The following is a 25,109-nucleotide window of genomic DNA, read 5'->3' on the forward strand; positions in this document are numbered from 1 at the left end:
GCCCAACAGAAACGCGATCGTCCGTTATCCGTGTGAGGGAGCTTCCGGCCCCACCGCCGCATCCTCACCCCGCCCCATCGCGTTAGACGTCCATCGGTAACCGAGGCGGCGTCATGACCAGCACCTTCAACTTTCGCCGGGACCTGATCACCCGGCCGATCCTCGCCTGGGCGCGCGGCGTGATGCCGGCCCTGTCGCAGACCGAGCGCGAGGCGATCGACGCCGGCGACACCTGGTGGGACGCAGCGCTTTTCACCGGCGATCCCGACTGGAACGAACTGCTGGCCTTCCCCGCGCCCCGGCTGCGGCCCGACGAGCAGGCCTTCCTCGATGGACCGGTCGACACCCTGTGCGCCATGCTCGACGACTGGAGCATGACCTGGGAGACCCGCGACCTGCCGCCCGAGGCCTGGGCCTATCTGAAGCGCCAGAAGTTCTTCGGGATGATCATTCCGAAAGAGTATGGCGGCCTGGGCTTTTCCGCCTTCGGCCACGCCGAGATCGTCCGCAAGATCGCCACCCGCTCGGTGTCGGCCGCGGTGACGGCCATGGTGCCCAACTCGCTGGGTCCGGGCGAGCTGATCATGAAGTTCGGAACCCAGGCCCAGCGCGACCATTGGCTGCCGCGCCTGGCCGACGGCCGCGAGGTGCCCGCCTTCGGCCTGACCAGCCCTGAGGCTGGCTCGGACGCCGGGGCCATGGTCGACGAGGGCGTGGTCTGCCGCGGGACCTGGAAGGGCCAGGAGGTGCTGGGCATCCGCCTGAACTGGCACAAGCGCTACATCACCCTGGGACCGGTCTGCACGGTGCTGGGTCTGGCCTTCAAGCTGCGCGATCCCGACCGCCTGCTGGGCGACCAGGAGGACATCGGCATCACCTGCGCCCTGGTCCCCACCGACACGGCCGGGGTCGAGATCGGCCGCCGCCACCTGCCCGCCTTCCAGACGTTCCAGAACGGCCCCAACTGGGGCAAGGACGTCTTCATCCCGATGGACCTGGTGATCGGCGGGGCCGAGCGGGTCGGCCAGGGCTGGAAGATGCTGATGACCGCCCTGGCGGCCGGGCGCGGAATCTCGCTGCCCGCGTTGTCGGGCGCGGCGGCCAGCTTCAGCGCCCTGACCACCGGGGCCTACGCCCGCGTGCGCAGCCAGTTCAACGTGCCGATCGGCAAGTTCGAGGGCGTGCAGGAGCGCCTGGCCCGCATCGCCGGCAACGCCTACCTCCTGGACGCCGGCCGTCGCCTCACCTGCACCGGCCTGGACCTGGGCCACCATCCGTCGGTGATCTCGGCCCTGCTGAAGGCCGGCGCCACTGAGCGCATGCGGGTGGTGGTCAACGACGCCATGGACGTGCACGGCGGCAAGGCGGTGATCGAGGGCCCGCGCAACTACATGGGCTCGCAGTACCGGGCCATCCCGGTCGGCATCACCGTCGAGGGGGCCAACATCCTGACCCGCAGCCTGATGGTGTTCGGCCAGGGCGCGATCCGGGCCCATCCGTTCCTGCTGAGCGAGATCCTGGCGATCGGCGAGGATGACCGGGCCAAGGGTCTGGCCGACTTCGACGAGGTGTTCTGGAAGCACGTGGCGCACGCGATCCGCACCGGCTTGCGGGCCTGGGGCCGCAGTTGGACGGGAGGGGCCTTCGCGCCGACGCCCGAGGCCGGCCGCGCCACCCGCTTCTACCGCCAGATGGGCCGCTACAGCGCCGCCTTCGCCCTGACCTCCGACATCGCCCTGCTGACCCTGGGCGGGGCGCTGAAGCGCAAGGAGATGCTGTCGGGCCGGATGGGCGACATCCTGGCCGAACTCTATTTCCTGTCGGGCGCCCTGAAGCGCTGGGAGGACGAGGGCCGCCAGGACGCCGACTTCCCGCTGCTGCAATGGTGCATGGACACGGGTTTCGCCACCATCGAGCAGCGGTTCGACGAGGTGTTCGCCAACCTGCCCAACGTCCTGGCCGGCTGGCTGCTGCGGGCGGCGATCCTGCCGCTGGGCCCGCGTCGCCGAGGCCCGTCGGACCGCACGACCACCGCCTGCGCCGAGCTTCTGCTGCACCCGTCGGCCACGCGCGACCGGCTGATCGAGAACGTCTATGTCGGCGGCAAGGACGAGGCGGTCGGCCAACTGATCGACGCCTTCGAGCGCGTGGTCGCCACCCAGCCGATCCACGATCGCCTGCGCGCCCAGAAGATCCGCCACTGGAAGGACGGGGTCGAGCAGGGCTGGGTGACCGCCGACGAGATCGCGACGCTGGAGGCCGCCGACAAGGCGGTGGCCGCGGTGATCGCGGTCGACGACTTCGCCCAGGACGGCTTGGCGATGCGGGTGGCGGCGGAGGCTCGACCGACGATGCGTCCCATCTGGACCGATGGCGTGACGCAGCGCCCGGAACTGGACGTTGAGGAGCAGCGGACGTTCGGCGGGGTCGGGCCGTAGAGGGCGGAAGCGGCGACGTCCCTCGCACGAACGCGCGAACGGTGCTCAACTTGCCGACGGCTGATGGCCACGGGATCGGGCGGACAGGATGCGCAAAGAAACCTTCATCAGAGGGCTGGAGGTCGTTTGCTGGACCCTCTCCATGGCCTGGGTAGTTCTCTGCTACGTCAGGCAGGACGCCGTCATAGGCCATAGTCCGCACGTCGCTAACGTCGCGACCGGGAACGTCTATCTGTACAGAAACCACTCGGACACGCTGTTCATCAAGAAGGGCGATCTGATCTATGTGCAGTTCTTTTCGTTTCCGCTTGGGGCTGTCCCATTGTTGATCGGAACCGCCATCATACGCTTGGTGGACAAGGAACGCGGGAAACAGGCTCGCCCCTCGGAACCGGTGCAAGGGTGACGAACGTCCCGCGCCGGGTGGCCCTCAAACTCCGCTCTTGATTTATAATATAATTGCGGCGACGTTCCGCCCGGCGCCTTGACGTGGCGCATTGTCGGAAGGAAACGTCATGCGGGGCAAACGCCGCTTCACCCTGGCCGTCGCCGCCAGCGTGATCAGCCTTGGCGCGGCCCAGGCGGAGTCGGCGAAGCCCCCGATCTATCTCGGCGTCGACATCTCCTACGCCAACGAGATGGACGACTGCGGCGCGGTCTACAAGGCCGGCGGCAAGGCGGTGGACCAATACCAGTTCTTCAGGGCGGCCGGCGCCAACACCGCCCGGATCCGCATCTGGAACGACCCGGACTGGACGACCTATTCCAACCTGGCCGACGTCAAGCGCAGCCTCCGCCGAGCCAAGGCGGCCGGCCTGCAGGTGTTGCTGGACTTCCACTATTCCGACGACTGGGCCGACGGCGACAAGCAGGTCGCCCCCAAGGCCTGGGCCAAGCTCTCGACGCCCGACCAGGCCAAGGCGCTGTACGCCTTCACGCACGACACCCTGATCGAACTGAACCGCGAAGGCCTGATGCCCGACCTGGTGCAGGTGGGCAACGAGACCAACGGCGAGATTGTCTCCAGCCTGACCAAGGCCAAGGAGCCCATCCACTGGGACCGCAACGCCCTGCTGTTCAACGCCGGCATCAAGGCCGTGCGCGACGCCGGCCGCGAGACCGGGACCAAGCCGCGGGTCATGCTGCACATCGCCCAGCCCGAGAACGCCGAGCCGTGGTTCGAGGCGGCGACCAAGGCCGGGATCACCGACTACGACGTCATCGGCCTCAGCTACTACAGCAAGTGGTCCAAGCGCTCGATGGCCCAGCTGGGCCAGACCATCAACCGCCTGCGCCACACCTATGCGGCCGACGTGCTGGTGGTCGAGACGGCCTATCCATTCACGACCGAAAACGCCGACGCCTCCCCAAACCTGCTGGGCGAAGACTCGCTGATCGCCGGCTATCCGGCCACCGCCGACGGCCAAAGGCGCTACCTGGTCGACCTGACCCAACTGGTGCTGTCCAGCGGCGGCACGGGGGTCTTCTACTGGGAACCGGCCTGGGTCTCGACCAAGACCTGCGGCACCCGCTGGGGCAAGGGCTCCAACTGGGAGAACGCGGCGGTGTTCGACTTCAAGGGCCAGACCCTGGGCAGCGCGGAAGGCTGGCTGAAGCACGCCTACGTCCGGCCGGTCGAAGTGACCTTCAAGGCCAAAGCGACCACCGAAGCGGCCTTCATCGACGGCGACTTTTTGGGCGGCGTCGGCCCCAGGCCCATGACCCGCGAGGGCGAGGCCTTCATCTACCGCACGCGCCTGGCGCCCGGGTCATCGGTGACCGTGGCCGCGGCGGCGACCGCCGCGGCGGTGGCCGAGGCGCCGGCGGTCACCGCCTCGATCGGCGATCGCGCGGCCACCGTCCCCTTGCCGGAACAACCCTGACCTTTCGGATTCGATCTCCGATTGTCTGTTTAATAATATGAATGGAGATTCCCTGAAAACGGCGATATGGCTGTCGGACCAGGGGAACGTCGGGCGCGGGGGCGCGCCGGTCGAGGAGGTCGCGATGCCGCGGGAGAACCCGGCGCAGCAACAGGTGGAGACGTCCGACGACGGGCAGATCAATCGCCTCAATGCGCGGTATCGCGGGCCGCTGACCAGCTTCTTCCTGCGCCGTGTTCACCGTCGCGACGAGGCCGAGGACCTGACCCAGGAGGTGTTCCTGCGCATGGTCCGCAGCCTGCAGCGCCCTGATCGTGAGGGCGGCGAGCGGATCGACAATCCCGAAGCCTTTCTGTTCCGGACGGCGGTGAACCTGCTGCGCGACCGGGCGCGACGGGCCAAGACCTTCGCCGAACACCTGGCCGAGGCGGCGCACCGCGATGAAACTGTTGAGGTGCGGTCGCCCGAGCGCGTCTTACAAGACAGGCAGTCCTTGCGATCCGCACTGGCCGCCCTGGAGGAACTGGACGCCCGCACGCGCGACGTGTTCATCCTGCATCGACTGGAAGGGTTGAAACACGCCGAGATCGCGACGCTGTACGGCGTCTCGGCGAGTTCGATCGAGAAGTACATGATCAAGGCGCTGGCGCACCTGGCAAGGCGCGCTCGCGCGGTCTAGAGCAGGTCCGTGGCCCGATCCTTGTCCGACAGCATCGCTCATGAAGAGGCCGCGCGCTGGCTCCTGCGCCTGGGCGACGCCCCGGACGACGCGGCCATCTTCGAGGCCTTCGAGGACTGGCGCGACGCCTCGCCCGAACACCGGCAGGCGTTCGAGGACGTCCAGGAAAGCTGGGCCCTGTTCGGCGACCAGGCCGCCGCGCCGGAACTGCTGGTCCTGCGCCGCGACGCCCTGGGCCGGGCCGGCGGGGCCGGAAAACGACCCGGCCTCGACCGTCGAGGCGTCGCGGCGGGCCTGGCCGCCCTCGCCGCGGGCCCCCTGGCGATCTATGGCTGGCGGCAGCTGCATCCCGACGCCCGCCAGACCCTGCGGACGGCGGTGGGCGAGCAGCGCACGGTCACCCTCTCGGACGGCAGCCGCGTTTCCCTGGACGCCAACACCCTGGTCAAGATCGCCTATTCGCCCGCCCTGCGGCTGGCCGAGGTGGTCGAGGGCCGAGCCCATTTCGAGGTGGCCAAGGACAAGGCGCGGCCCATGAAGGTGCGGGCCGGCACGCGCACCGTGACCGCCCTGGGCACCGCCTTCACCGTCGAGCACGAAGGGGCGCGCGTCATCGTCACCCTGGTCGAGGGCCGCGTGGCGGTGACCGAGGCCGCCCCGGTCCGCGGGGCCGCGCCGCCGCCCAAGGAACTGGCTCCGCAGCAGCAGCTGGTCTTCGCCGCCGACGCCACGCCGCCGCTCATGCACGAAGCCGTCGATGTCGAACGGGCCATGGCCTGGCGCGAGGGCAAGCTGGTGTTCGACGACGAAAGCCTGGCCGACGCCGTGGCCCGGGTGAACAACTATTCGCGGGTGAAGATCGTCGTCGAGGACGCCCCCGCCCGGGCTCTGAAGATCAGCGGCATCTTCAACGCCGGCGACACTCCCGCCTTCGTCGAGGCGGTGCAGAGCTACTTCCCCGTCGACGTCTCGGCCGACGGGTCGACCGTCGAGATCCGCTCGCGAACCTGATCGCCGAGGCTGATCCCAGCCCCCGATCTCAGCCATTGTGAAGTTTTTTTTGAGGGCTCCGCGAGGAGCCGCGTCGTAACCCATATCCGCGGGTTTCGAGAGCCAAGACGGCCACCAGAGCGAGCCGCGGACCGGGAGGGAAAACGATGACTGCCTATCGTCCGCGCGGACACCGCCACAGCCTTTGCGCCGGCGCCGCGAGCGCCATTCTGCTGACGGGTCTCGCCGCCGCCGCGCCCGCCCTGGCCCAGGGCCAGGCCGCCGTCGCCCAGACCTACGAATTCAATATTCCGGCCAAGGACCTCGACCAGGCGTTGAAGGCGTTCGGCGATCGGTCGAACACCCAGGTGCTGTTCACCAAGGCGGTGGTCCAGGGGCGCAAGAGCCCGGCGCTGCGCGGCCGCTACACCAGCGCCGAGGCCCTGAACCTGCTGCTCAAGGGGTCCGACCTCAACTACCAGCGCACCGCCTCCAACGTGGTCCTGATCCGCGAGGGCGCGCCGCCGGCGTCGTCCGTGGCCGGGTCGGCCGCCGAGGCGCCGGCGTCGACCGCGGCGCAGGAGAGCGTCGCCCTCGATGAAGTCGTCGTCACCGGCGTGCGCAAGAGCCTGCGCGAAGCGCTGGACGTCAAGCGCGGCTCCGACAAGGTGGTCGAGGCCATCTCGGCCAAGGACATCGGCGTGCTGCCCGACGTCACCATCGCCGAGTCGATCGCCCGCCTGCCCGGCGTCAACGCCACCCGCGACCGCGGCAACGACAGCCAGGCCGTGGTGCGCGGCCTGGGCGCCCGCCTGGTGCTGGGCACGATCAACGGCCGCGAGGTCGCCTCGTCCGAGCCCGACCGCAACGTCCGCTGGGAGATCTATCCGTCGGAAGTCGTCTCGGGCGTCCAGGTCTACAAGTCGCAGTCGGCCGACCTGATCGCCGGCGGCGTGGCCGCGACCATCAACATCGATACGATCGCCCCTCTCGACTACAAGGGCCCCGAATTCGTGCTCCGCGCCGGCCCGGTGTTCTACGACGGCGGCAAGGACATCCCGAACTACAAGACCACCGGCTATCGCGCCTCCGGCTCCTGGGTGCACAAGATCAACGACGACCTGGCCGTGGTGCTGGGCGTGACCGGCCAGCGCCAGAAGAACGGCTACGGCTCGTTCACGGGCTGGGGCTACAATGACTCCAACGCCCGCCCGCCGGCCGGCGCCAGCGACTATTCCAGCGACCTGAACCGCGACGGCGTCGTCGACTACACGCCCTGGGGCGCGCAGATGTCGGCCAGCCGCATCGACCAGAAGCGCACCGGCGTTTCGGGCGGCCTGCAGTACAAGCCCACCGATCACTTCGAGCTGAAGGCCGACGCGCTCTATTCGAAGATCAAGATCACCGAGGTCCAGGACCAGACGGTCTGGGGCGCCAACAACTGGGGTAACTGGAACCGGGGCGACGGGACCAACACCGGCTGGAACGACGCCGACTACCACGCCGCCGGCTCGTCCTTCACGCTGATCGACAATACCGTGGTGGCCGCCACCCTGCCCTTCAGCTCGGTCCAGACGGTCCTGGCCAAGTACAGCGAGGACAAGGACCTGTTCGCGGGCGGGCTGAACGGCAAGTGGACCAGCGACCAGTGGACCGTCGCCGCCGACGTCTCCTACTCCAAGGCCAAGCGCACCAACACCTGGAAGGCCGTCCGCTTCGAAGCCTGGCCGAGCTGGACCAGCTTCGACTGGCGCGCCGGCAAGACACCGACCATCACCACGAGCCAGGACAGCCTGAGCCTCAGCCAGACGGCCGACCTGGCCGGCTCGCACGACGGCCCCGAGCACCTGAACGACGAACTTAAGGCCGCGGCCCTGGACGTCACCCGCGACCTGCAGGGCTCGCCCTTCAAGAGCTTCCAGTTCGGCGTCCGGGCTTCCGACCGCACCAAGGACCACACCAGCTTCAGCTTCGCGCCGACCGCCACCGGCGCGACCGTGCCGGCCAGCCTGCTGAGCGCCTACAAGCTGGGCGACGGCGCGGACGTCCCAGCCCTGCTGACCGGCGACATCGACGCCATTGCGGCGGTCGCCTACGGCCCGAACGCCTTCGCCCTCTCCAACGCCACCGAGGAACTGGCCGAGCGCTGGAGCGTCAACGAGAAGGTCTACGAAGGCTACGGCAAGCTGAACTTCGCGGCCGACAGCGTCGGCGGCGCCTGGCTGACCGGCAATGTCGGGGCGCGGGTGGTGCACACCGAAACCAGCAGCGACGGCATGCAGCAGGACACCGCCAGCGCCTTCAGCGCGGTGACGGTCGACAACGACTACACCGACTTCCTGCCCTCGGCGAACGCCAAGCTCGACTTCGGCGACGGCAAGGTGCTGCGCTTCGGCCTAGCCAAGGTCATCGCCCGCCCGCCGCTGGACGAGCTGCGCGCCAGCCGCACCCTGGCCAACTGGGCGCCCTGGACCGGCAGCGCCGGCAATCCGAAGCTGAAGCCGTTCGAAGCCTGGCAGCTGGACGCCTCGGCCGAGTGGTACTTCCGTCCCGAAGCCCTGGTCGCCGCGTCCTACTACTACAAGGACGTCGACTCCTACATCGGCTGGAAGCAGAGCCCGGCTGCCTTCGGCGGTCAGACCTATACGGTCGCCAGCCCGGCCAATGGCGGCGGCGGCTACATCCAGGGCCTGGAACTGACCTTCCAGACGCCGTTCTTCTTCCTGCCCGGCCCGCTCAGCAAATTCGGGATCTATTCGAACTACGCCTATGTCGACTCCGACCTGAAGGAGTTCTCGCCGGCCAATAACCCGCTCTCGATGACGGGCTTGGCCAAGAACACGGCCACGGTCGACCTGTGGTACGCCAACGGCCCGATCGAGGCGCGGCTGGGCTGGAAGTACCACTCGCCGATGACCGTGATCTACGGCTGGAACGGCGCGGACCTGCAGACCCTGGAGAGCGAGAAGACCCTCGACTTCAGCTCGTCCTACACCTTCAACGACCACGTCGCCGTGCGCTTCCAGGTCAACAACCTGACCAACGAGGCGCTGCGGATGTACCGCGACAACGATCCCAATCGGATCGGCCGCTACGACAGCTACGGCCGCCGCTACCTGGTCGACGTCACCTTGAAGTTTTAGGCCCCACCAAGATCCGTCGTCCCTCGGCTCGTTCGAAGGATGACTGTGGCAGGGCGATGGATGCTACGAACTTGGCCCCATCCCCCTCCCCGATGTTCCTGCGACTGGGGAGGAAGCGCGTCGCTTCCTCCCCATTTTTTCTTTCCGCGTGAGGATCCCATGGTCGACTTCAGCCGCCGCCAAGCCCTGGCCGCCACTGCCGGCGCCGCCGCCCTTGTCGGCGTGGGAGCCGCCGCTTCCGCCCGGGCCGCCACGCCAGGGGGCAAGACGCCCGCCACGCCGCCGCTCGCTCCCCTGCCCGCCATCGACCTGGCGCCGCGCGAGCGCCTGTCGCTGGACTTCGACTGGCGCTTCAAGCTGGGCCACGCCCAGGACCCGGCCCGCGACTTCGGGTTCGGGGCCAACCAGCGCACCTTCGCCAAGGCCGGCGCCACGGCCGCCAACTGGGCGGTCAGCCAGCTCTCCGACCCCAAGTTCGACGCCGGCGCCTGGGCGCCCGTCACCCTGCCCCACGACTGGGCGGTCGAATTGTCATTCGTCGACAACCCCGCCTTCGTCCCGTCCGGCAAGCCCGACGACGAGGATCTGCGCGCCGCCCACGGCTACAAGCCCCTGGGCCGCGAATTCCCCGACACCAGCGTCGGCTGGTACCGCAAGACCTTCGCCCTGGCCGCCGCCGACGCCGGCAAGCGGCTGTCGATCGAGTTCGACGGCGCGTTCCGCGACGCCACGGTCATCGTCAACGGCTACATCCTCGAGCGCGAGGACAGCGGCTACAGCCCCTTCCGCGTCGACATCACCGACATCGCCAACCTCGGCGCCGAAAACACCCTGGTCGTCCGGGTCGACGCCAGCCTGGGCGAGGGCTGGTTCTACGAGGGCGCGGGCCTCTATCGCCACGTCTGGCTGGTCAAGACCGCCCCGGTCCACGTGCCGCAATGGGGCGTGTTCGTCCGCGCCAAGCTCGACGGGACCCTGTCGATCGACACCGACCTGGTCAACGAGGGCGACGGCCGCGCCGCCTATGAGGTCGCCCACACCGTGCTCGACGCGACCGGCAAGCCGGTGCTGGCGCCCGCGCCGGCCACCGGCTTGCTGCCGGCCTGGGAGCGCCAGTCGCTGGCCCTGACGGTAACGCTGCCCAATCCCGTGCCGTGGTCGCTGGAGATCCCGCATCTCTACAGCCTGGTCACCGAGGTGAAGGTCGACGGCGCCGTGGTCGATCGCTACGTCACGCCCTTCGGCGTCCGCTCGATCGCGTTCGACGCCGACAAGGGCTTCCTGCTGAACGGCCAGAGCGTGAAGCTGAAGGGAACCTGCAACCACCAGGACCACGCCGGGGTCGGCGCGGCCATTCCCGACGCCCTGCAGGTCTGGCGGCTGGAGCAACTGAAGTCGATGGGCTGCAACGCCTATCGCGCCGCCCACAACCCGCCGACGCCGGAGCTGCTCGACGCCTGCGACCGCTTGGGCATGGTGGTGATCGACGAGACCCGGCGGATGTCCAGCGACCCGACGTCGATGGACGAGTTGGAGCGCCTGGTCCGCCGCGACCGCAACCACCCGTCGGTGATCCTGTGGTCGATCGGCAACGAGGAACCGCAGCAGGGCACGGCGCGCGGCGCCAAGGTGGCGGCCACCATGAAGCGGCTGGTCAACCGCCTGGACCCCACCCGCCTGGTCATCGCCGCCATGGACAACGGCTTCGGCGAAGGCATCAGCGCGGTCATCGACGTCCAGGGCTTCAACTATCGCCACGAGAAGATGGACGACTTCCACCAGCGCTTCCCGCACGTGCCGATCATCGGCACCGAGAGCGCCAGCACCGTGGCCACCCGCGGCGAATATGCCCGCGACGACGCCAAACTGTACGTGCCCGCCTACGACACCGAGCATCCCTGGTGGGCGACGACGGCCGAGAAGTGGTGGAGCCACGCGGCCGACCGGCCGTGGATGGCCGGCGGCTTCATCTGGACCGGCTTCGACTATCGCGGCGAACCGACGCCGTTCAACCGCTGGCCCAGCATCAGCTCGCACTTCGGGGCGCTCGACACCTGCGGCTTCCCCAAGGACAACTATTACTATTACCGCGCCTGGTGGCGGCCCGAGCCGCTGCTGCACCTGCTGCCACACTGGAACTGGGAAGGCCGCGAGGGTCAGCCGATCGCCGTCTGGGCGCACAGCAACTGCGATCGGGTCGAGCTGTTCCTGAACGGCAAGAGCCAGGGCGTCCGCGACGTCGTCCCCAACCACCACGTCGAATGGTCGGTCCCCTACACGCCGGGCGTGATCGAGGCCCACGGCTACAAGGGCGGCAAGGTCATCCTGCGCGAGCGCCGGGAGACCGCCGGCCCTGCCGCCGGCCTGCGGATCACCGCCGACCGCCCAACCCTCCTGAAGACTGGCCTGCGCGCCGACGGCCAGGACGTGGCGGTCCTCAAGGTCGAGGTGCTGGACGCCAAGGGCCGCCCGGTTCCGCGCGCCGACGACCTGGTGACGTTCGCGCTCGGCGGCCCGGGCGAGGTGATCGGGGTCGGCAACGGCAATCCCACCAGCCACGAGCCCGACGTGGCCAGCCAGCGTAAGGCGTTCAACGGCCTGTGCCAGGCGATCGTCCGCACCCGGCGCGGCCAGGCCGGCGCGCTGCGGGTGACGGCCTCGGCGCCCGGACTGAAGGCGGCGACGGTCAGTGTGACGGTGGGCTGAGGCCGCCCTCTCCTTCGACAAGCTCAGGATGAGGGCTACGGGTAAGGCGGTTGAGTAGAATTCCTCATCCTGAGCTTGTCGAAAGGACGAGGAATTCGGCCCAAGCTCGTCAACTACCCACAGCCCCTAGCGCTTGACCAACGCCCCGATCGCCACCGCCTCGCCCATCGCCTTGTAACCCGCCGGCGAGGGATGCAGCTGGTCGCCGGAATCATAGGCCGGCAGCAGGCGTTCCGGGTGGGCCGGGTCGCGGGTCACCCTGTCGAAGTCGACCACCGCGTCGAACACGCCCGAGCCGCGGATCCAGGCGTTGACCGCTTGGCGGTCGGCGTCGGCGTCCGCGTCGGAACGGTAGACCTTGGTCCCGCCGCACGGGAGGATCGTCGCCCCGACCACCCGGATGCCCCGTTCGTGCGCCCGGATCGCGATCTGGCGATAGGCGGCGATCAGGCCGGTCACGACCTGGGTCCGCTTTTCCGGCGTCACCTCGCCCTCGCGCGACAGGCCGCCGATGTCGTTTATGCCGATCAGCACGATCAGGGCCTTCACCCCCGGCTGGGTCAGCACGTCGCGATCCAGCCGGGCGAGGGCCGCCTGGCCGCTGCCGTCCTTGAGCAGCTTGTTGCCGCCGATGCCGACGTTCAGCACCGAGACGCCCTTGGTCCGCGGGTCGGCCTGCAGCCGCGCGGCCAGCACGTCGGGCCAGCGCTCGTAGACGTCGACGCCCGCGCCGGAGCCGTCGGTGATCGAGTCGCCCAGGGTCACGACCGCCATGCCCTTGCCGGAGGGCCGCTCGACGTCGACGCCGGCCAGCTGGGCCCACTGGGTGAAGGTCGTGGCGCCTGCCAGTTCCGGCGCGGCCGACTGGTCGCCGGCGACGACAAAGGCCGTTGTGCGGGCCGAGCGGTGCACGCTGGCCTGGCGCGGGACTTCGGGCAGGCGCAGGCTGACGGCCAGCCGCGCCAGGCCCTCGACCGGCAGGTTCACCGGGTCGGACAGCCAGGTCGCTCCGGGCGGTATGGTCACGCCGGTCTGGCCGTCGAACGTCACCCCCCGGTCGGTCTCCGCCACGATCCCCGACCCGCCGGGCGCGGCCGCCAGCGCCACCCGCGCGCCGTCGATCCGCAGCGGCGCGGTTCCGAAGGTATTGGCCAGCCGCAGCCTCAGGCGCGGCCCGCCGGCGCCCAGTCTCACCACCTGGCGGATCGTGACCTCGCCCTGCGGCGCGGGCAGGTTGGCCGCGTCAGTGGGAACCAGGGCCGTCGCCCACGAGCCGGTCCAGGTCGGCGGCGACGTGGCGGCCGTCGCCGGCCAGGCCAGCCCCACGCACAGCGCCAGCCCCAAAAGCCGCGTTCCGATCCGCCGCATCGCACCCTCCTAAAGATCTCACAAAATGGTTTGACGTCACAGAATATGGAATTAGCGTCGCTGGCAAGATCGCGCTGATCCGGCCGGCGGCGCCGAAGGCGGCGCGCAGGAGGAAGCGCGCCATGAACTCTCCCACCCGACGTGAGGTGCTGGCCCAGACCGCGTTGGCCGGCGCTGTGGCCGGCCTGGCGGGCCCAGCGCTGGCCGCCAGCCCTGCCCCGGCCGCCTCCGCCAAGCCCCTGCCGCCGACCCAGGCGGTGTGGATCGACGGCGCGCCGCCGCCCCTGAACGCCGGCCAGACCTGGGGCGTGCCCTGGCCGCAAGGCGCCTATCCCCGCAAGCAGGCGTTCCGCGCCAAGGCGGCGGACGGCTCGCCCGTGGCCCTGCAGACCTGGCCGATCGCCTACTGGCCGGACGGTTCGCTGAAATGGACCGCCCACGCGGTCGGGGCCGGCCCGCTGGGCGCGAGCCTGACGATCGAGCTTGGCAAGGCCGTCACCGGCGCCCCTGGCGTCCGCGTGACTGAGAGCCCGGCGGCCGTCGAGGTCTCGGCCGGCCCGGCGACCTGGCGCTTCCCCCGCGACGGCTCGGCCTTGATCGCCTCGGCCACCCGGGGCGGCCGCGAGGTGCTGCGCAACGTCCGCCTGGTGCTGCAGACCCAGGACGCGCCCGAGATCGACAGCGCCCCGGTGGGCCGCAAGACCTTCGAGAGCGTGGTCGACAAGGTGGCGGTCGAGCAAAACGGGCCGGTCCGCGCGGTGATTCGCCTCGAGGGTCGGCACAAGGGTGGCGACCGCGCCTGGGCCCCGTTCATCGTCCGGTTCTACGCCTATGCCGGCGCGGACTCGCTGCGAATGATGCACACCTTCATCTTCGACGGCGACGCGGCCAAGGACTTCGTCTGCGGCCTCGGCGTCACCGTCGACGTGCCGATGGCGGACGAGCTCTACGACCGCCACGTCCGCTTCACCGGCCAGGACAGTGGCCTTTGGGCCGAGGCGGTCAAGCCGCTGACCGGCCTGCGCCGCGATCCGGGCGCGGCGTTTCGGGACGCCCAGATCGCCGGCCGCAAGGTCCCGCCCGCCGACCAGATGGCCGCGCCGGTCCGCGCCGGCCTGCACCTGATCCCGGCCTGGGGCGACTTCCTGCTGTCGCAGCCGACGGCCGACGGCTTCACCATCCGCAAGCGCACCGCCCCGGGCCACGCCTGGATCCATTCGGACGGCGGCGGACGGGCCAGCGGCGTGGCCTATGTGGGCGGGGCCAGCGGCGGGGCGGCGATCGGCCTGGGCAATTTCTGGCGCGCGCCGCCGACGGCTCTGGAGATCCAGGGCGCGGCCGGCGAGGTCGCCCGGCTGACCGCCTGGCTGTGGTCGCCCGACGCCCCGGTGATGGACACCCGCTTCTATCACGACGGCCTGGGCATGGAGACCCACGCCCAGGAGACCGAAGGCCTCAACATCACCTACGAGGACTACGAGAAGGACTGGGGCACGCCCACCGGCATCGCCCGCACCACCGAGCTGCGGCTCTGGGCCCTGGACACGACCCCGGCCCGCGACGCCTTCCCCGCCATGGCGCAACTCAACGACAAGCCGCCGCGACTGATGGCGACGCCTGAGCGGATCCACGCCGCTAACGTCCTGGGGGCCTGGAGCCTGCCGGACCGCAGCACGCCGCAGAAGGCCCGGATCGAGGATCGCCAGGATCAACTGCTGAACTTCTATCTGGGCCAGATCGCCCAGCGGCGCTGGTACGGCTTCTGGGACTATGGCGACGTCATGCACAGCTACGATGTCGACCGCCACGTCTGGCGCTACGACATCGGCGGCTTCGCCTGGGACAATTCCGAACTGTCGACAGACCTGTGGCTGTGGCTGAGCTATCTGCGCGGCGGCCGGGCCGACGTGTTCCGCATGGCCGAGGCCATGACCCGCCACACCGGCGAGGTCGACGTCTACCATGTCGGGCCCTACCGAGGCCTTGGCACCCGGCACGGGGTGCAGCACTGGGGCGACAGCTCCAAGCAGCCCCGGGTCAGCAACGCCATCTACCGCCGCATCTACTACTACCTGACCGCCGACGAGCGGGTCGGCGACCTGATGCGCGACCTGGTCGACGGCGACGAGGCGCTGACCCGGGTCAATATCGGCCGCAAGCTGGAGGACGGCGCCTGGCCCAAGGGCGAGATCCGCGCCTCGTTCGGCACCGACTGGAGCTCGCTGTGCGGCGCCTGGTTCACCGAATGGGAGCGCACGGGCGACCCGCGCTGGCGCGACCGGATCCTAGCCGGGATGAAGTCGATCGCCGCCCTGCAGAAGCAGTGGTTCGCCGGCGCCGCCACCTACGACGTCAAGACCGGCACGTTCTCCGGGGCGGGCGACAAGATGTCGGTCGGCCACCTGAACGCCGCGTTCGGCGCCCCCGAGATCCACGTCGAGATGCTGGCCCTGATCCGCGAGCCCGCCTACGACAAGGCTTGGCTGGACTATTGCCGCTGGTACAACGCCCCACGCGCCGACCAGATCGCCCAGTTCGGCCGGCCGCTGGGCGCCAACGGCCTGCGCCAGGGCCATTCGCGCCTGACGGCTTACGCGGCCTGGCGGCTGGGCGACAAAGCCCTGGGCGAACGGGCCTGGACCGAGTTCTTCGGACGCGGCGTGGTCGAGGACCTGAACCTGTCGACCGCCACCAAACACTTCGCCGGCTCTGACGTGCTCAATCCCATCGACGAGGCGGCCGGGGTCACCACCAACGGCACGGCCCAGTGGGGCCTGGCGGCGATCATGAACCTGGCGCTGGTTCCGGAGGCGTTGCCGACAAGCGGGGGCTAGATTGGCGCCTCTTCCCACAGGGGAGGGTCGACACACTGCCGAAACATAGCGTCGGCTACGAACACCTCAGCTTATCGGCGTCGATACCTGGGGGTCATCCGCCAGCCACGGCGGCGCTCTAGGCAGACGGCTCACATCAAGGCCGTCCATGTCCCGCAAACTTCTCGCCTCGGCCGCCCTGGCCCCCCTGCTGCTCAGCGCAGGGGGCGCGGCGGCCGAGACCCAGGTGACCAGCAGTTCACGCACCACGCCGATCGCCACGTCGACGGCCGCGTCCGGGGCCGCCGACGACGTCAAGATCACCAGCGACGGCGCGATCACGCTCAGCGCCTCGGGCCCCATCGCCACGCTCGACAGCGACAACACCCTGACCAACGCCGGCGCACTGTCCAGCGTCGGCGTCTCGGACTCCATCGGCGTGCTGGTCTTGGGCGGTCACGCCGGGACCCTGCTGAACAGCGCCACGATCAGCCTGACCGAGGACTACACCTATACCGACGACGACAGCGACGGCGACTATGACGGCGCCTTCGCCAAGGGCTCGGGTCGCTACGGGATCCGCCTGACCGGCACCACCCCCTTCGTCGGGACCATCACCAACGATTCGACGGGCGCGATCACCATCGAGGGCAACGACTCGGCGGGTGTCAGTCTGGAAGCGCCCCTGACCGGCTCGCTGGTCCATAGCGGCTCGATCAGCGTCACCGGCGACCGCAGCTACGGGATTCATACCACCGGGACGATCAGCGGCGGCCTGACCAGCAACGGCTCGATCAGCGTGCTGGGCGGCGGCGGCGTCGGCCTGGCGGTCGACGGCGACGTCGGCGGCGCGGTCGTCATCCAGGGCTCGGTCTATTCGACGGGCTACCGGGTCACCTCGCACTATTCCGACCCGGACGACGAGGCCCTGCTGGACGCCGACGACCTGCTGCAGGGCGGCGGCGGCGTGAAGGTCACGGCCGACGTGGCCGGCGGCGTTCTGCTGGACGCGCCGCCCACCGACACCAACGATGACACCTCCGACGACGAGGACGGCGACGGCGTCACCGACAGCAGCGAGGGCACGGCCTCGGTCACCGCCTACGGCTCGGCCCCGGCCCTGCGGGTCGGTTCGGACACCCGCGCGGTGACCCTGGGCGCGGTCGGGACCGGCGACGACGCCTACGGCCTGATCATTAGGGGCTCGGTGACGGCTGCCGGCGTCCATGACGGGATCAGCGCCACCGGCGTCCAGCTGGGCGGCGACACGGGGCTGTCGACGATCGTCACCGGCGGGGTGAGGCTGACCGGCTCGATCTCGGCCAGCGCCTACGAGGGCGACGCGGTCGGGCTGAAGCTGAACGCCGGCGCCACGGCCGACACCCTGTGGAACACCGGCTCGCTCGCCGCCTCGGTCACCGGCGACACCGCCGTCACCGCCAAGGCCCTGAGCATCGCGGCCGGGGCCGGCATGACCAGCGTGACCAACGCCGGGACGATCAGCGCCACCGTCGCCGGCGAGGGCGGGTCGTCCTACGCCATCATCGACGACAGCGGCGGGCTGAAGACCGTCACCAACACCGGCAGGATCACCGCCTATGTCGTCGCCACCGACGATGAATACGACACCGACGACACCGACACCGACGCCAGCAACGAGGTCATCCACGGCACGGCGACGGCCATCGACGTCTCGAAGAACACCACCGGCGTGACCATCGTCCAGAGCGGGGTCAATGACGGCGACGACGGCGATGATGGGGTAGCCGACGCCGATGCGGACGGCGACGGTGTGGACGACGCCGACGAGCCTCTGATCCGTGGCAGGGTGCTGTTTGGCTCCGGCGCCGACAGCCTGTCGATCCTGAACGGCGGCCTGATCGGCGACGTGTCGTTCGGCGCGGGCGCCGACCGCCTGACCATCGACGGCACGGGCTACATGATCGGCGCCCTGACCGACAGCGACGGCCTGTTGGATATCCGGATCGGCGACGGCTCGCTGGGCCTGACCAACACCGAGACCATCAAGGCCACCAGCCTGACCCTGGGCGCCGACAGCACGCTGGTGTTCTCGATCGACCCCACCGCCGGGACCCAGACCAAGCTGGTGGTCGACACCGCCACGATCGAGACCGGCGCCACCCTGGGCCTGAACTTCAAGAGCCTGCTGACCACCCCGACCACCTATACGGTGATCCAGGCCGGCAGCCTGACGGCCGGGACGATCAACCAGGACCTGCTGGGCCACACCTCCTACCTGTATGTCGCCAACGCCTATGCCTCGGGCAACGACATCGACATCGACGTGCGGCGGCGCACGGCCTCGGAAGCTTCGATGTCGCGCAGCCAGACCAGCGCCTATGACGCGGTGTTCGCGGCCCTGTCGAACAACACCGACGTCGCCGGCGCCTTTCTGAACCAGAGCACCCGCGACGGCTTCTTCAACCTCTATGACCAGATGCTGCCCAGCCAGGGCGAGGGGCTGTTCTCGGCCCTGCAAACCGTGCAGCAGCAGATCTCGGCGGCCACGGCCAACCGGCCAGACCTCGGCGACCGCTACGGCCCCGACAGCGTCTGGGTGCAGGAGATCAACGCCTTGGTCCGCCGCGAGGATGGGGACACCCAGGGCTCCGACACCCAGGCCCTGGGCATGGTGGCCGGCTACGAGGCCATGGGCGACGCCGGCGGGGCGCTGGGGGTCACCCTGGCCGCGGTCAGCCTGGAAGAGCACGACACCGTCGCCAAGGCCGGCGAGAAGACCACCGCCTCGATGCTGCAGGCCGGCCTCTACTGGCGCCGGTCGGTCGGCGGCTGGCGTTTCAACCTGGGCGGCGGGGTCGGCTACAGCCGCTTCAACGGCGACCGGACCTTCCTCAGCGAGGATGTCGACGGCGACGGCGCGGCGGACGTCAAGCTGACCAACACTGCGGCGTGGAACGGCATGGTCGCCAACGCCTTCGCGGGCTTGGCCTACGAGGCCCGGCTCGGCGAGGTCTATCTGCGACCCGAGGCTCGGCTGGACTATGTCTGGCTGTGGGAGGGCGAGCGCAAGGAGCACGGCGGCGGTTCGGGCTTCGACCTGACCGTGGCTTCGCGGCAGGCCGACAACCTCAGCGGCGACCTGGGCCTGGTGCTGGGGAGGCAGTACGGCAAGGACGTCTGGGTGCGACCCGAACTGCGGGTCGGCTATCGCCAGACCCTGGCCGGGGCCATGGGCGACACCATCGCCAGCTTCGCGGGCGGGACGCCGTTCACCCTGGCCGCCTCTGGCGACGAGACCGGCGCGGTCACCCTGGGCTTCGCCCTCCGCGCCGGTTCGAACCTGTCCTACCTGGCCTTGGAAGGCGGGGCCGAGGCCTCGCGCAAGCAGACCAAGTACACCCTGCGGCTGAGCGGAAGGGCGATGTTCTGACTATGGACAAGCGCATCCTGATCCTCGACGGCGACCCCGTCGCCCGCCACGACATGACGGGCCTGCTCGCCGGCTACGGCCTGACCACGCTGGGGGCTGGCAGCGCCCGCGAGATGGAGCAGATCCTGCGCGAAACCCAGGTCAACCTGGTGATGCTGGACATGATGCTGCCCGACGCCTCTGGGCTGTCGGTCTGTTCGCGCCTGCTCAGCCTGCCCTCCCCGCCGGCGATCATGGTGGTCTCGGACTCGGGCGAGGAATGCGACGTCGTGGTGGGCCTGGAGTTCGGGGCCGACGACTATGTGGTCAAGCCTTACCGCCCACGCGAGCTGCTGGCCCGGGTCAGGGCGGTGCTGCGCCGCCACGACGACACGCGCCATGACGAGTCGGCCCGCGCGACCCCGTCCGTCTATCGGTTCGACGGCTGGCGGCTGAATGTCGCCACCCAGGACCTGTTCGATCCGCGCGACCGGCCCGTGCCGCTGTCGACCGCCGAGTTCCTGGTGCTGTGGGCGCTGGTCGACAAGCCCAACCAGGTCCTGACCCGTGACGCCCTGCGCCAGGGCCCGCCCGACGCCCATGCCCGACCGGCGCCGCAGCAGGTCAATGTCGCCATCAGTCGGTTGAGGAGCAAGCTCGACCGCATCGACGGCGGCGCCGGGCTGATCCGCACCATCCGCCACCTGGGCTACATCTTCGCGGCCCGCGTGGAGCGGGTGGAGGGCTGACACCCGTTCGCCGCCCCGCCTCGGATGTCGGGGCCGACCATCTAGGCCGCCGCCTGCGCCGGCCGGTACCGCGTGGCGTCGGTCACGTATTCGGCATGGCCGTAACGGACCAGCAGCCGGCGCACCCGGCGTTTCAGAACGGCGTCGGCCGCCCGGCGCAGACCCGGAACCTGGAGCGCGACGTCGAAGGCTGCCATCCGCATCGTCACGCCCACGGCCACCACCGTGAAGACCAGCCGGTCGGCCAACCCGACCTCGACGCCCATTCGCGCCGCCGCCGCCCGGTCGCCCCGCATGAAGTGGCGCAGAAAGAAGGCCTTGGCGAAACGCCGTTCGACACGGTCGTGCAGGCGGTTGGGCAGGGAGCGGTCGGGCGGCAGGTAGGCCGCCAGGGTGGCGCGGATCAGCGCGCCGCAGGTTTGGTCGTCGAAGCCTTGGCGCAGGGTGGAGTCGCGGGCGGTCATGGTCCGCACGATCCCCTCGGGCGTGTCGGCCAGCAGGTCGCGCGGCAGGCCCAGCAGAAAGCAGCGGTAGCGCGCCAGCTCGACCTTGGCCCGCTCCTGGGCGGTGAACCGGCGGCGGCCCTGGCGCAGCATCTTGAACGCCATCAGGTAGATCGGGATCAGGCCGGCCGGCATCTGATCGACCTGGGGGATCGGCACGCCGTAGACCGACGCGTCCCAGCGACCCGACCGCAGCGCATTGAACCGCACCATCGAGTGCATCAGCCGCACCATGGCCGCCGCCTTGAACCCGGCGCCGTGGCGCTCCAGCGCGCCGGGCAGCACCGTGGTGGTGAAGAAGGTCGCGGTCTCGTTGACCCGCCGGGCGGCGCTGGCGTTGGTCAGGGTCCCGGTCAGGGCCATGGGCAGGGCCGAGTATTTGTTCAGGAAGGTGGCCACGAATGCGCTGCGGATCGCGAACGGCGCCAGGTGGGCCATGACGTTGAGCTCCAGCCGCGCCCCCTCGCGCACCAGGTCCATGTCGATCCAGTCGGGCCGGGCCTCCATGTCGGCGATGAAGGCGGCCAACTGCGGCGGCGCCGAGGCCACCGCCTCGACGCCGTGCTCGCAGGTCGCGACCAGCATGTCGATCAGCCGGCGAAAGCCGTATTGCGGGATCAGGGCGGCATAGGCGTCGGCGACCACGTCGCCCAGCATCGTATAGGCCTGGATCCGGTCCAGGTCGTCCTGGGTCACCGCCACGCCCAGCGGCGCGCGGTCGCGCACCACGGCCTTGGAGGCGTCCAGCGTGAAGCGCTCCGGCGCGGCGTCGAAATCGACGGCGCCGTACAGCGCCGGCAGCAGCGTCTTCTGCGACGCCACCTTGGCGCGGACCTGGTCGATGGAGAGGCTCATCGGCGCTCCTGAGCTTGCCGCCGCGACGGGCGGCTCTGGTGTCGGCGCAAAGGTTATGTAAGCGTCGTTCAGGTTTCTACTCGCCTTCTCGCGACGTGGGTCGGGCGCCGCACCAGGGGTGGCAAGTGACTGAAAGACAACGCAGAATGCCGCGTCAGGCCCGCTCGGAATCGACGATCGACGCGATCCTGGACGCGACCTTTCAACTTCTCGAGGCCGACGGGATCGACCGGCTGACGACCAATCGCATCGCCGAACGGGCCGGGGTCAGCATCGGTACGCTCTACCAGTACTTCGCCGGCAAGCAGGACCTCCTGGCCGCCCTGGCCCAGCGCCGCGCCGCCAGCGTCCGTGACGCCATCGCCGAGACGGTGATCGAGCGCCCGGACATCGGCAGCGTACGGGCGATCGTCCGGTCTCTGATGAAGGGCGTGGAGGGCTCGCCCGCCACCGGCCAGGTGCTGTTCGAGGCCCTGTTCCAGAAGGGCAAGGACGGGATGCTGGCGCACCACCACCAAGCCTTCCTGGCGGCCATCGCCGGCCGGGCGCGGCTGGAGATCGCCTTGACCAACGAGTCGGCCTTCGTCCTGACCCACGCCGCAGTCGGTCTGCTGCGCGCCGCGGCGGCCGAACCCGACCTGGCGCTGGATCCGGCCAAGCTGGAGGACGAACTGGTCCGGCTGATGGAAGCCTATGTCGCGGCGCTGGCGCAGGGGCCGCGATAGCCCCCGGCCTTTGGGGCGCGCCGCCCGCACGGCGCGAATGTTTCGCTCCAATGCCGCCCTGTTTCGGCCCGATACAAACCGGCGCCAAAAAGGACGCGGGGAAGCCTGACAGTCCGGATCTCCGCGACGCTTCGCCCATGGCCAAGGTCCAGGCGCGAACATAATCTGGCTGTATGTCCGCCGTCATGACCCTGAACGCCCTCGCCGAGACCGCCACCGTCCTGCTGGTCGAGGACGACGACGTGCTGCGCGCGGAGATGGCCGGCTATCTGGCCGGCCAGGGCTATACCGTGCGCCAGGCCGCCGACGTGCCCGCGGCCCGCCAGGTGCTGGAGACCCGTCCCATCGACGTGCTGGTGCTGGACGTCAACCTGCCGGGCGAGAACGGCCTGTCGCTGTGCCGCCAGGTGTCGGGGACCGACGGGCCGGCGATCCTGCTGCTCAGCGCCCTGGGCGACCCGGTCGACCGCATCGTAGGGCTGGAACTGGGCGCCGACGACTACGTGGTCAAGCCGATCCCCCCGCGCGAGCTGCTGGCCCGGGTCAAGGCCCTGCTGCGGCGCCGGGCGGGCGGCAAGGGTCCGCGCAGCCACGTGCGGCTGTTCGCCGGCTTCCGCCTGGACGCCGCCGCCCGCCAGCTGACCGCGCCCAATGGCGTGCTGCTGCTGCTGACCCCCGGCGAGTTCACCATCCTGTCGACCCTGGCCGACCATGCCCGCTCGGTGGTGTCGCGCGACGAGCTCCTGACCATCATCGCCGGCGAGACGGTCGAGAACCTCGGCCGCCGTGTCGACCTGCATATCAGCCGCCTGCGTCGCAAGATCGAGGCCCAGTCCGAGCAGCCCCTGATCCGCACCTATCGGGGCATGGGCTACATGCTGGACGCCAAGGTCACGCTGGAATGACGGCCTGGGGGCGCCTCGCGGGAAGGGTCTTCCAGCGTCGATGGCCCAGCCCGCCGATCGCCGTCCAGGTGATGGCCCTGCTGCTGGCCGGGCTGGTGGCGGCCCAGACCGTGACCCTGGGGCTGACGGTGCTGCTGCCGCCGGCCCCGCCGATGCACCACAGCCTGGCCGACATCGCCGCCGGCCTGCGCGGGGCCGTGCCCGACGACGACGCCGACCGCCCCCTGGTCCGCACGGTCGAGACCCAGCCGCCCAGCCTGCAGAGCCCCGGCTGGGTCGCCTCCGAACCCGCCCGCGCCGACCTCGCTCGCCTGCTGAACGCGCCGCGTGACGACGTCCGCCTGCTGTTCTACGCCCCGCCGCCGTTCGCCGGCGCCGAGAGTCGCCGCCCCGGACGCTCGCCTCTGGCCCTGCTGCTGACCACCTACGCCGAGGCTCAGACCCTGCCGCCGGGCCTCGGGCCGGGCGGGATCGGCGGTCCGGGCGGCGGCATGGGGCCGATCGGGCCGGGAATGGGCGGCGTCCAGATCCGCCAGGGCTTTCCGTCCGACGGAGGGATGCGCGCCGCCACCGGCCAGCGCGTCTTCCAGGCCGGCGACCCGGGCGGCCAGCGGATCTTCAGCTACTCCTCGTCCGCCGCGGCGGCCGGGCGCTCGGCTGACCCGCTGTTCGCCGCGCCGTTCCGTTCGCGGGCGACCACGACCCTGCCCGACTCGCTGCGGGGACCAGCCCCGCCCGCCCCGCCCCTGGATCCGGTCGCCGACGCCGTCGCCCGCGAGCCGACCTTGAAGCGCCCCCCGCCGCCCCAGCCCCTGACCGCGACCGCTCCGGTCGTCGAGCCTGTCCAGGCCGCGCCGCACGTCGCCCTACCCGCGCCCTCGCCGCCGCCGGCCAAACCCCAGCCCGAGCCGGAGGCGACGATCGGCCGCCCCCTGGCCGCGCCGGCGACGCGCAGCCTGTTCGGCCTGGCCCCGCCGCCCTTCATCGAAGGCGACTTCGTGGCCGCCCTGCGCGTCGGTCCAAACCAGTGGGCGACCCTGCGCCCCCAACCCGAGGCCTTCCCCAATAGCTGGCAGCGCCGGGTGCTGATGTGGTTCGCCCTGTCCCTGGCGGTGGTGGCGCCGCTGGGCTGGATCTTCGCCCGCCGTCTGGCCGCGCCCCTGGCCGGCTTCGCCGCCGCCGCCGAGCAGTTGGGCCGCGACCCGGCCTCGCCAGTCATCGTCGCCGACGGTCCCGCCGAGATCGGCCGCGCCGCCCGGGCCTTCAACGCCATGCAGGGACGTCTGAGCCGCTACATCACCGATCGCACCGCGATGATCGGCGCCATCTCGCACGACCTGCGCACGCCCCTGGCCCGCCTGCGCTTCCGCCTGGAGCGCGCCTCGCCGTCGCTGCGCCGCGAGATCGGCCAGGACCTGGACCAGATGGAGGCGATGATCACCTCGGTGCTGGCCTTCATGCGCGAGGACGCCGAGGCCGGCGCCCGCCAGCGGGTCGACCTGCGCTCGCTGCTGGAATGCGTGATCGACGAGGCCGAGGTCACCGGCGGCGACGTGGCGCTGGAGCCCGGCGAACCGGCCGAGGTCGAGGTGTCAGTGCTGGGCCTGCAGCGGGTCTTCGCCAATCTCCTCGACAACGCCGTCAAGTATGGTGACAGCGCCCGGGTCGCCCTGCACGTCGAGGGCGACGAGACGGTGGTCGAGATTCGCGATAGCGGGCCGGGCCTGGAACCCGAAGACCTGGAGCGGGTGTTCACGCCCTTCTACCGCGGCGTCGAGGCCCGCGGCTCCAGCAAGCAGGGCGTGGGCCTGGGCCTCAGTTCCGCCCGCTCCATCATCCGCGCCCACGGCGGCGACATCCGGCTGAGCCTGCCGGGCGAGGGCCTGCTGGTGCAGGTGCGCCTGCCGCTGGTCGGAACCGCGGAGGTCCGGCCGCCGGCGCGGCTGCAGGCGGCGGAGTAG

At 70.3% G+C, this 25,109-nt stretch carries 15 protein-coding genes; 13 read left to right on the forward strand and 2 right to left on the reverse strand.

Annotation, left to right across the window (positions count from 1 at the left end; translation table 11 throughout):
- The first annotated feature begins 113 nt into the window (after positions 1-113).
- The 7 genes from ASD47_RS03350 to galA all read left to right on the forward strand — a co-directional run bounded on the left by ASD47_RS03350 (position 114) and on the right by galA (position 11,839).
- Positions 114-2,438 carry an acyl-CoA dehydrogenase gene (locus ASD47_RS03350; protein WP_056751674.1) on the forward strand — a complete coding sequence of 775 codons (2,325 nt, stop codon included), beginning with the start codon at positions 114-116 and terminating at the stop codon, positions 2,436-2,438.
- 88 nt (positions 2,439-2,526) lie between these two features.
- Positions 2,527-2,844 (forward strand): hypothetical protein, encoded by a 318-nt coding sequence (locus ASD47_RS03355; protein ID WP_056751677.1) that lies wholly within the window; start codon positions 2,527-2,529, stop codon positions 2,842-2,844.
- 109 nt (positions 2,845-2,953) lie between these two features.
- Positions 2,954-4,321: an arabinogalactan endo-1,4-beta-galactosidase gene (locus ASD47_RS03360; protein WP_056751679.1), complete on the forward strand. Its 1,368-nt coding sequence runs from the start codon at positions 2,954-2,956 to the stop codon at positions 4,319-4,321.
- 124 nt (positions 4,322-4,445) lie between these two features.
- Positions 4,446-5,000: an RNA polymerase sigma factor gene (locus ASD47_RS03365; RefSeq protein ID WP_162251613.1), complete on the forward strand. Its 555-nt coding sequence runs from the start codon at positions 4,446-4,448 to the stop codon at positions 4,998-5,000.
- A gap of 9 nt (positions 5,001-5,009) precedes the next feature.
- Positions 5,010-6,011, forward strand: coding sequence for a FecR domain-containing protein (locus tag ASD47_RS03370; RefSeq protein WP_082564435.1), 1,002 nt, complete (start codon positions 5,010-5,012; stop codon positions 6,009-6,011).
- A gap of 146 nt (positions 6,012-6,157) precedes the next feature.
- Complete coding sequence (locus ASD47_RS03375) at positions 6,158-9,133, forward strand: TonB-dependent receptor (protein ID WP_156402095.1); 2,976 nt, start codon at positions 6,158-6,160, stop codon at positions 9,131-9,133.
- A 159-nt stretch (positions 9,134-9,292) separates the two neighbouring features.
- Positions 9,293-11,839 (forward strand): beta-galactosidase GalA, encoded by a 2,547-nt coding sequence (galA, locus tag ASD47_RS03380; RefSeq protein WP_056751687.1) that lies wholly within the window; start codon positions 9,293-9,295, stop codon positions 11,837-11,839.
- A gap of 126 nt (positions 11,840-11,965) precedes the next feature.
- Here the strand turns inward: galA and ASD47_RS03385 are convergent, their stop codons facing one another.
- A complete protein-coding gene (locus ASD47_RS03385; RefSeq protein ID WP_056751689.1) occupies positions 11,966-13,207 on the reverse strand; it encodes an SGNH/GDSL hydrolase family protein in 1,242 nt (413 codons plus the stop codon).
- Positions 13,208-13,329: 122 nt separating this feature from the next.
- Here ASD47_RS03385 and ASD47_RS03390 point away from each other — a divergent pair, with 122 nt between their 5' ends.
- The 3 genes from ASD47_RS03390 (at position 13,330) to ASD47_RS03400 (ending at position 20,160) form a co-directional block, all read left to right on the forward strand.
- Complete coding sequence (locus tag ASD47_RS03390) at positions 13,330-16,041, forward strand: hypothetical protein (RefSeq protein ID WP_056751692.1); 2,712 nt, start codon at positions 13,330-13,332, stop codon at positions 16,039-16,041.
- Between the two features lie 148 nt (positions 16,042-16,189).
- Positions 16,190-19,432, forward strand: a complete 3,243-nt coding sequence (locus ASD47_RS03395; RefSeq protein ID WP_056751693.1) for an autotransporter outer membrane beta-barrel domain-containing protein — start codon at positions 16,190-16,192, stop codon at positions 19,430-19,432.
- A gap of 2 nt (positions 19,433-19,434) precedes the next feature.
- Entirely contained in the window at positions 19,435-20,160 is a 726-nt protein-coding gene (locus tag ASD47_RS03400) for a response regulator transcription factor (RefSeq protein ID WP_056751696.1), read from the forward strand.
- A gap of 41 nt (positions 20,161-20,201) precedes the next feature.
- On the opposite strand, the gene ASD47_RS03405 is transcribed toward ASD47_RS03400, so the two are convergent.
- Positions 20,202-21,518 (reverse strand): oxygenase MpaB family protein, encoded by a 1,317-nt coding sequence (locus tag ASD47_RS03405; protein WP_056751698.1) that lies wholly within the window; start codon positions 21,516-21,518, stop codon positions 20,202-20,204.
- Positions 21,519-21,664: 146 nt separating this feature from the next.
- Between ASD47_RS03405 and ASD47_RS03410 the strand changes: the two genes are divergently transcribed.
- From ASD47_RS03410 to ASD47_RS03420, 3 genes are all read left to right on the forward strand, one after another.
- Positions 21,665-22,243 carry a TetR/AcrR family transcriptional regulator gene (locus tag ASD47_RS03410; protein WP_369800251.1) on the forward strand — a complete coding sequence of 193 codons (579 nt, stop codon included), beginning with the start codon at positions 21,665-21,667 and terminating at the stop codon, positions 22,241-22,243.
- Between the two features lie 173 nt (positions 22,244-22,416).
- Positions 22,417-23,148, forward strand: a complete 732-nt coding sequence (locus ASD47_RS03415) for a response regulator (protein ID WP_235525745.1) — start codon at positions 22,417-22,419, stop codon at positions 23,146-23,148.
- Complete coding sequence (locus ASD47_RS03420) at positions 23,145-25,109, forward strand: HAMP domain-containing sensor histidine kinase (protein WP_056751705.1); 1,965 nt, start codon at positions 23,145-23,147, stop codon at positions 25,107-25,109. Before ASD47_RS03415 ends, ASD47_RS03420 begins: the two co-directional genes overlap by 4 nt.

This window comes from Caulobacter sp. Root1472, from assembly GCF_001426985.1.
Classification (GTDB): Bacteria; Pseudomonadota; Alphaproteobacteria; order Caulobacterales; family Caulobacteraceae; genus Caulobacter; species Caulobacter rhizosphaerae.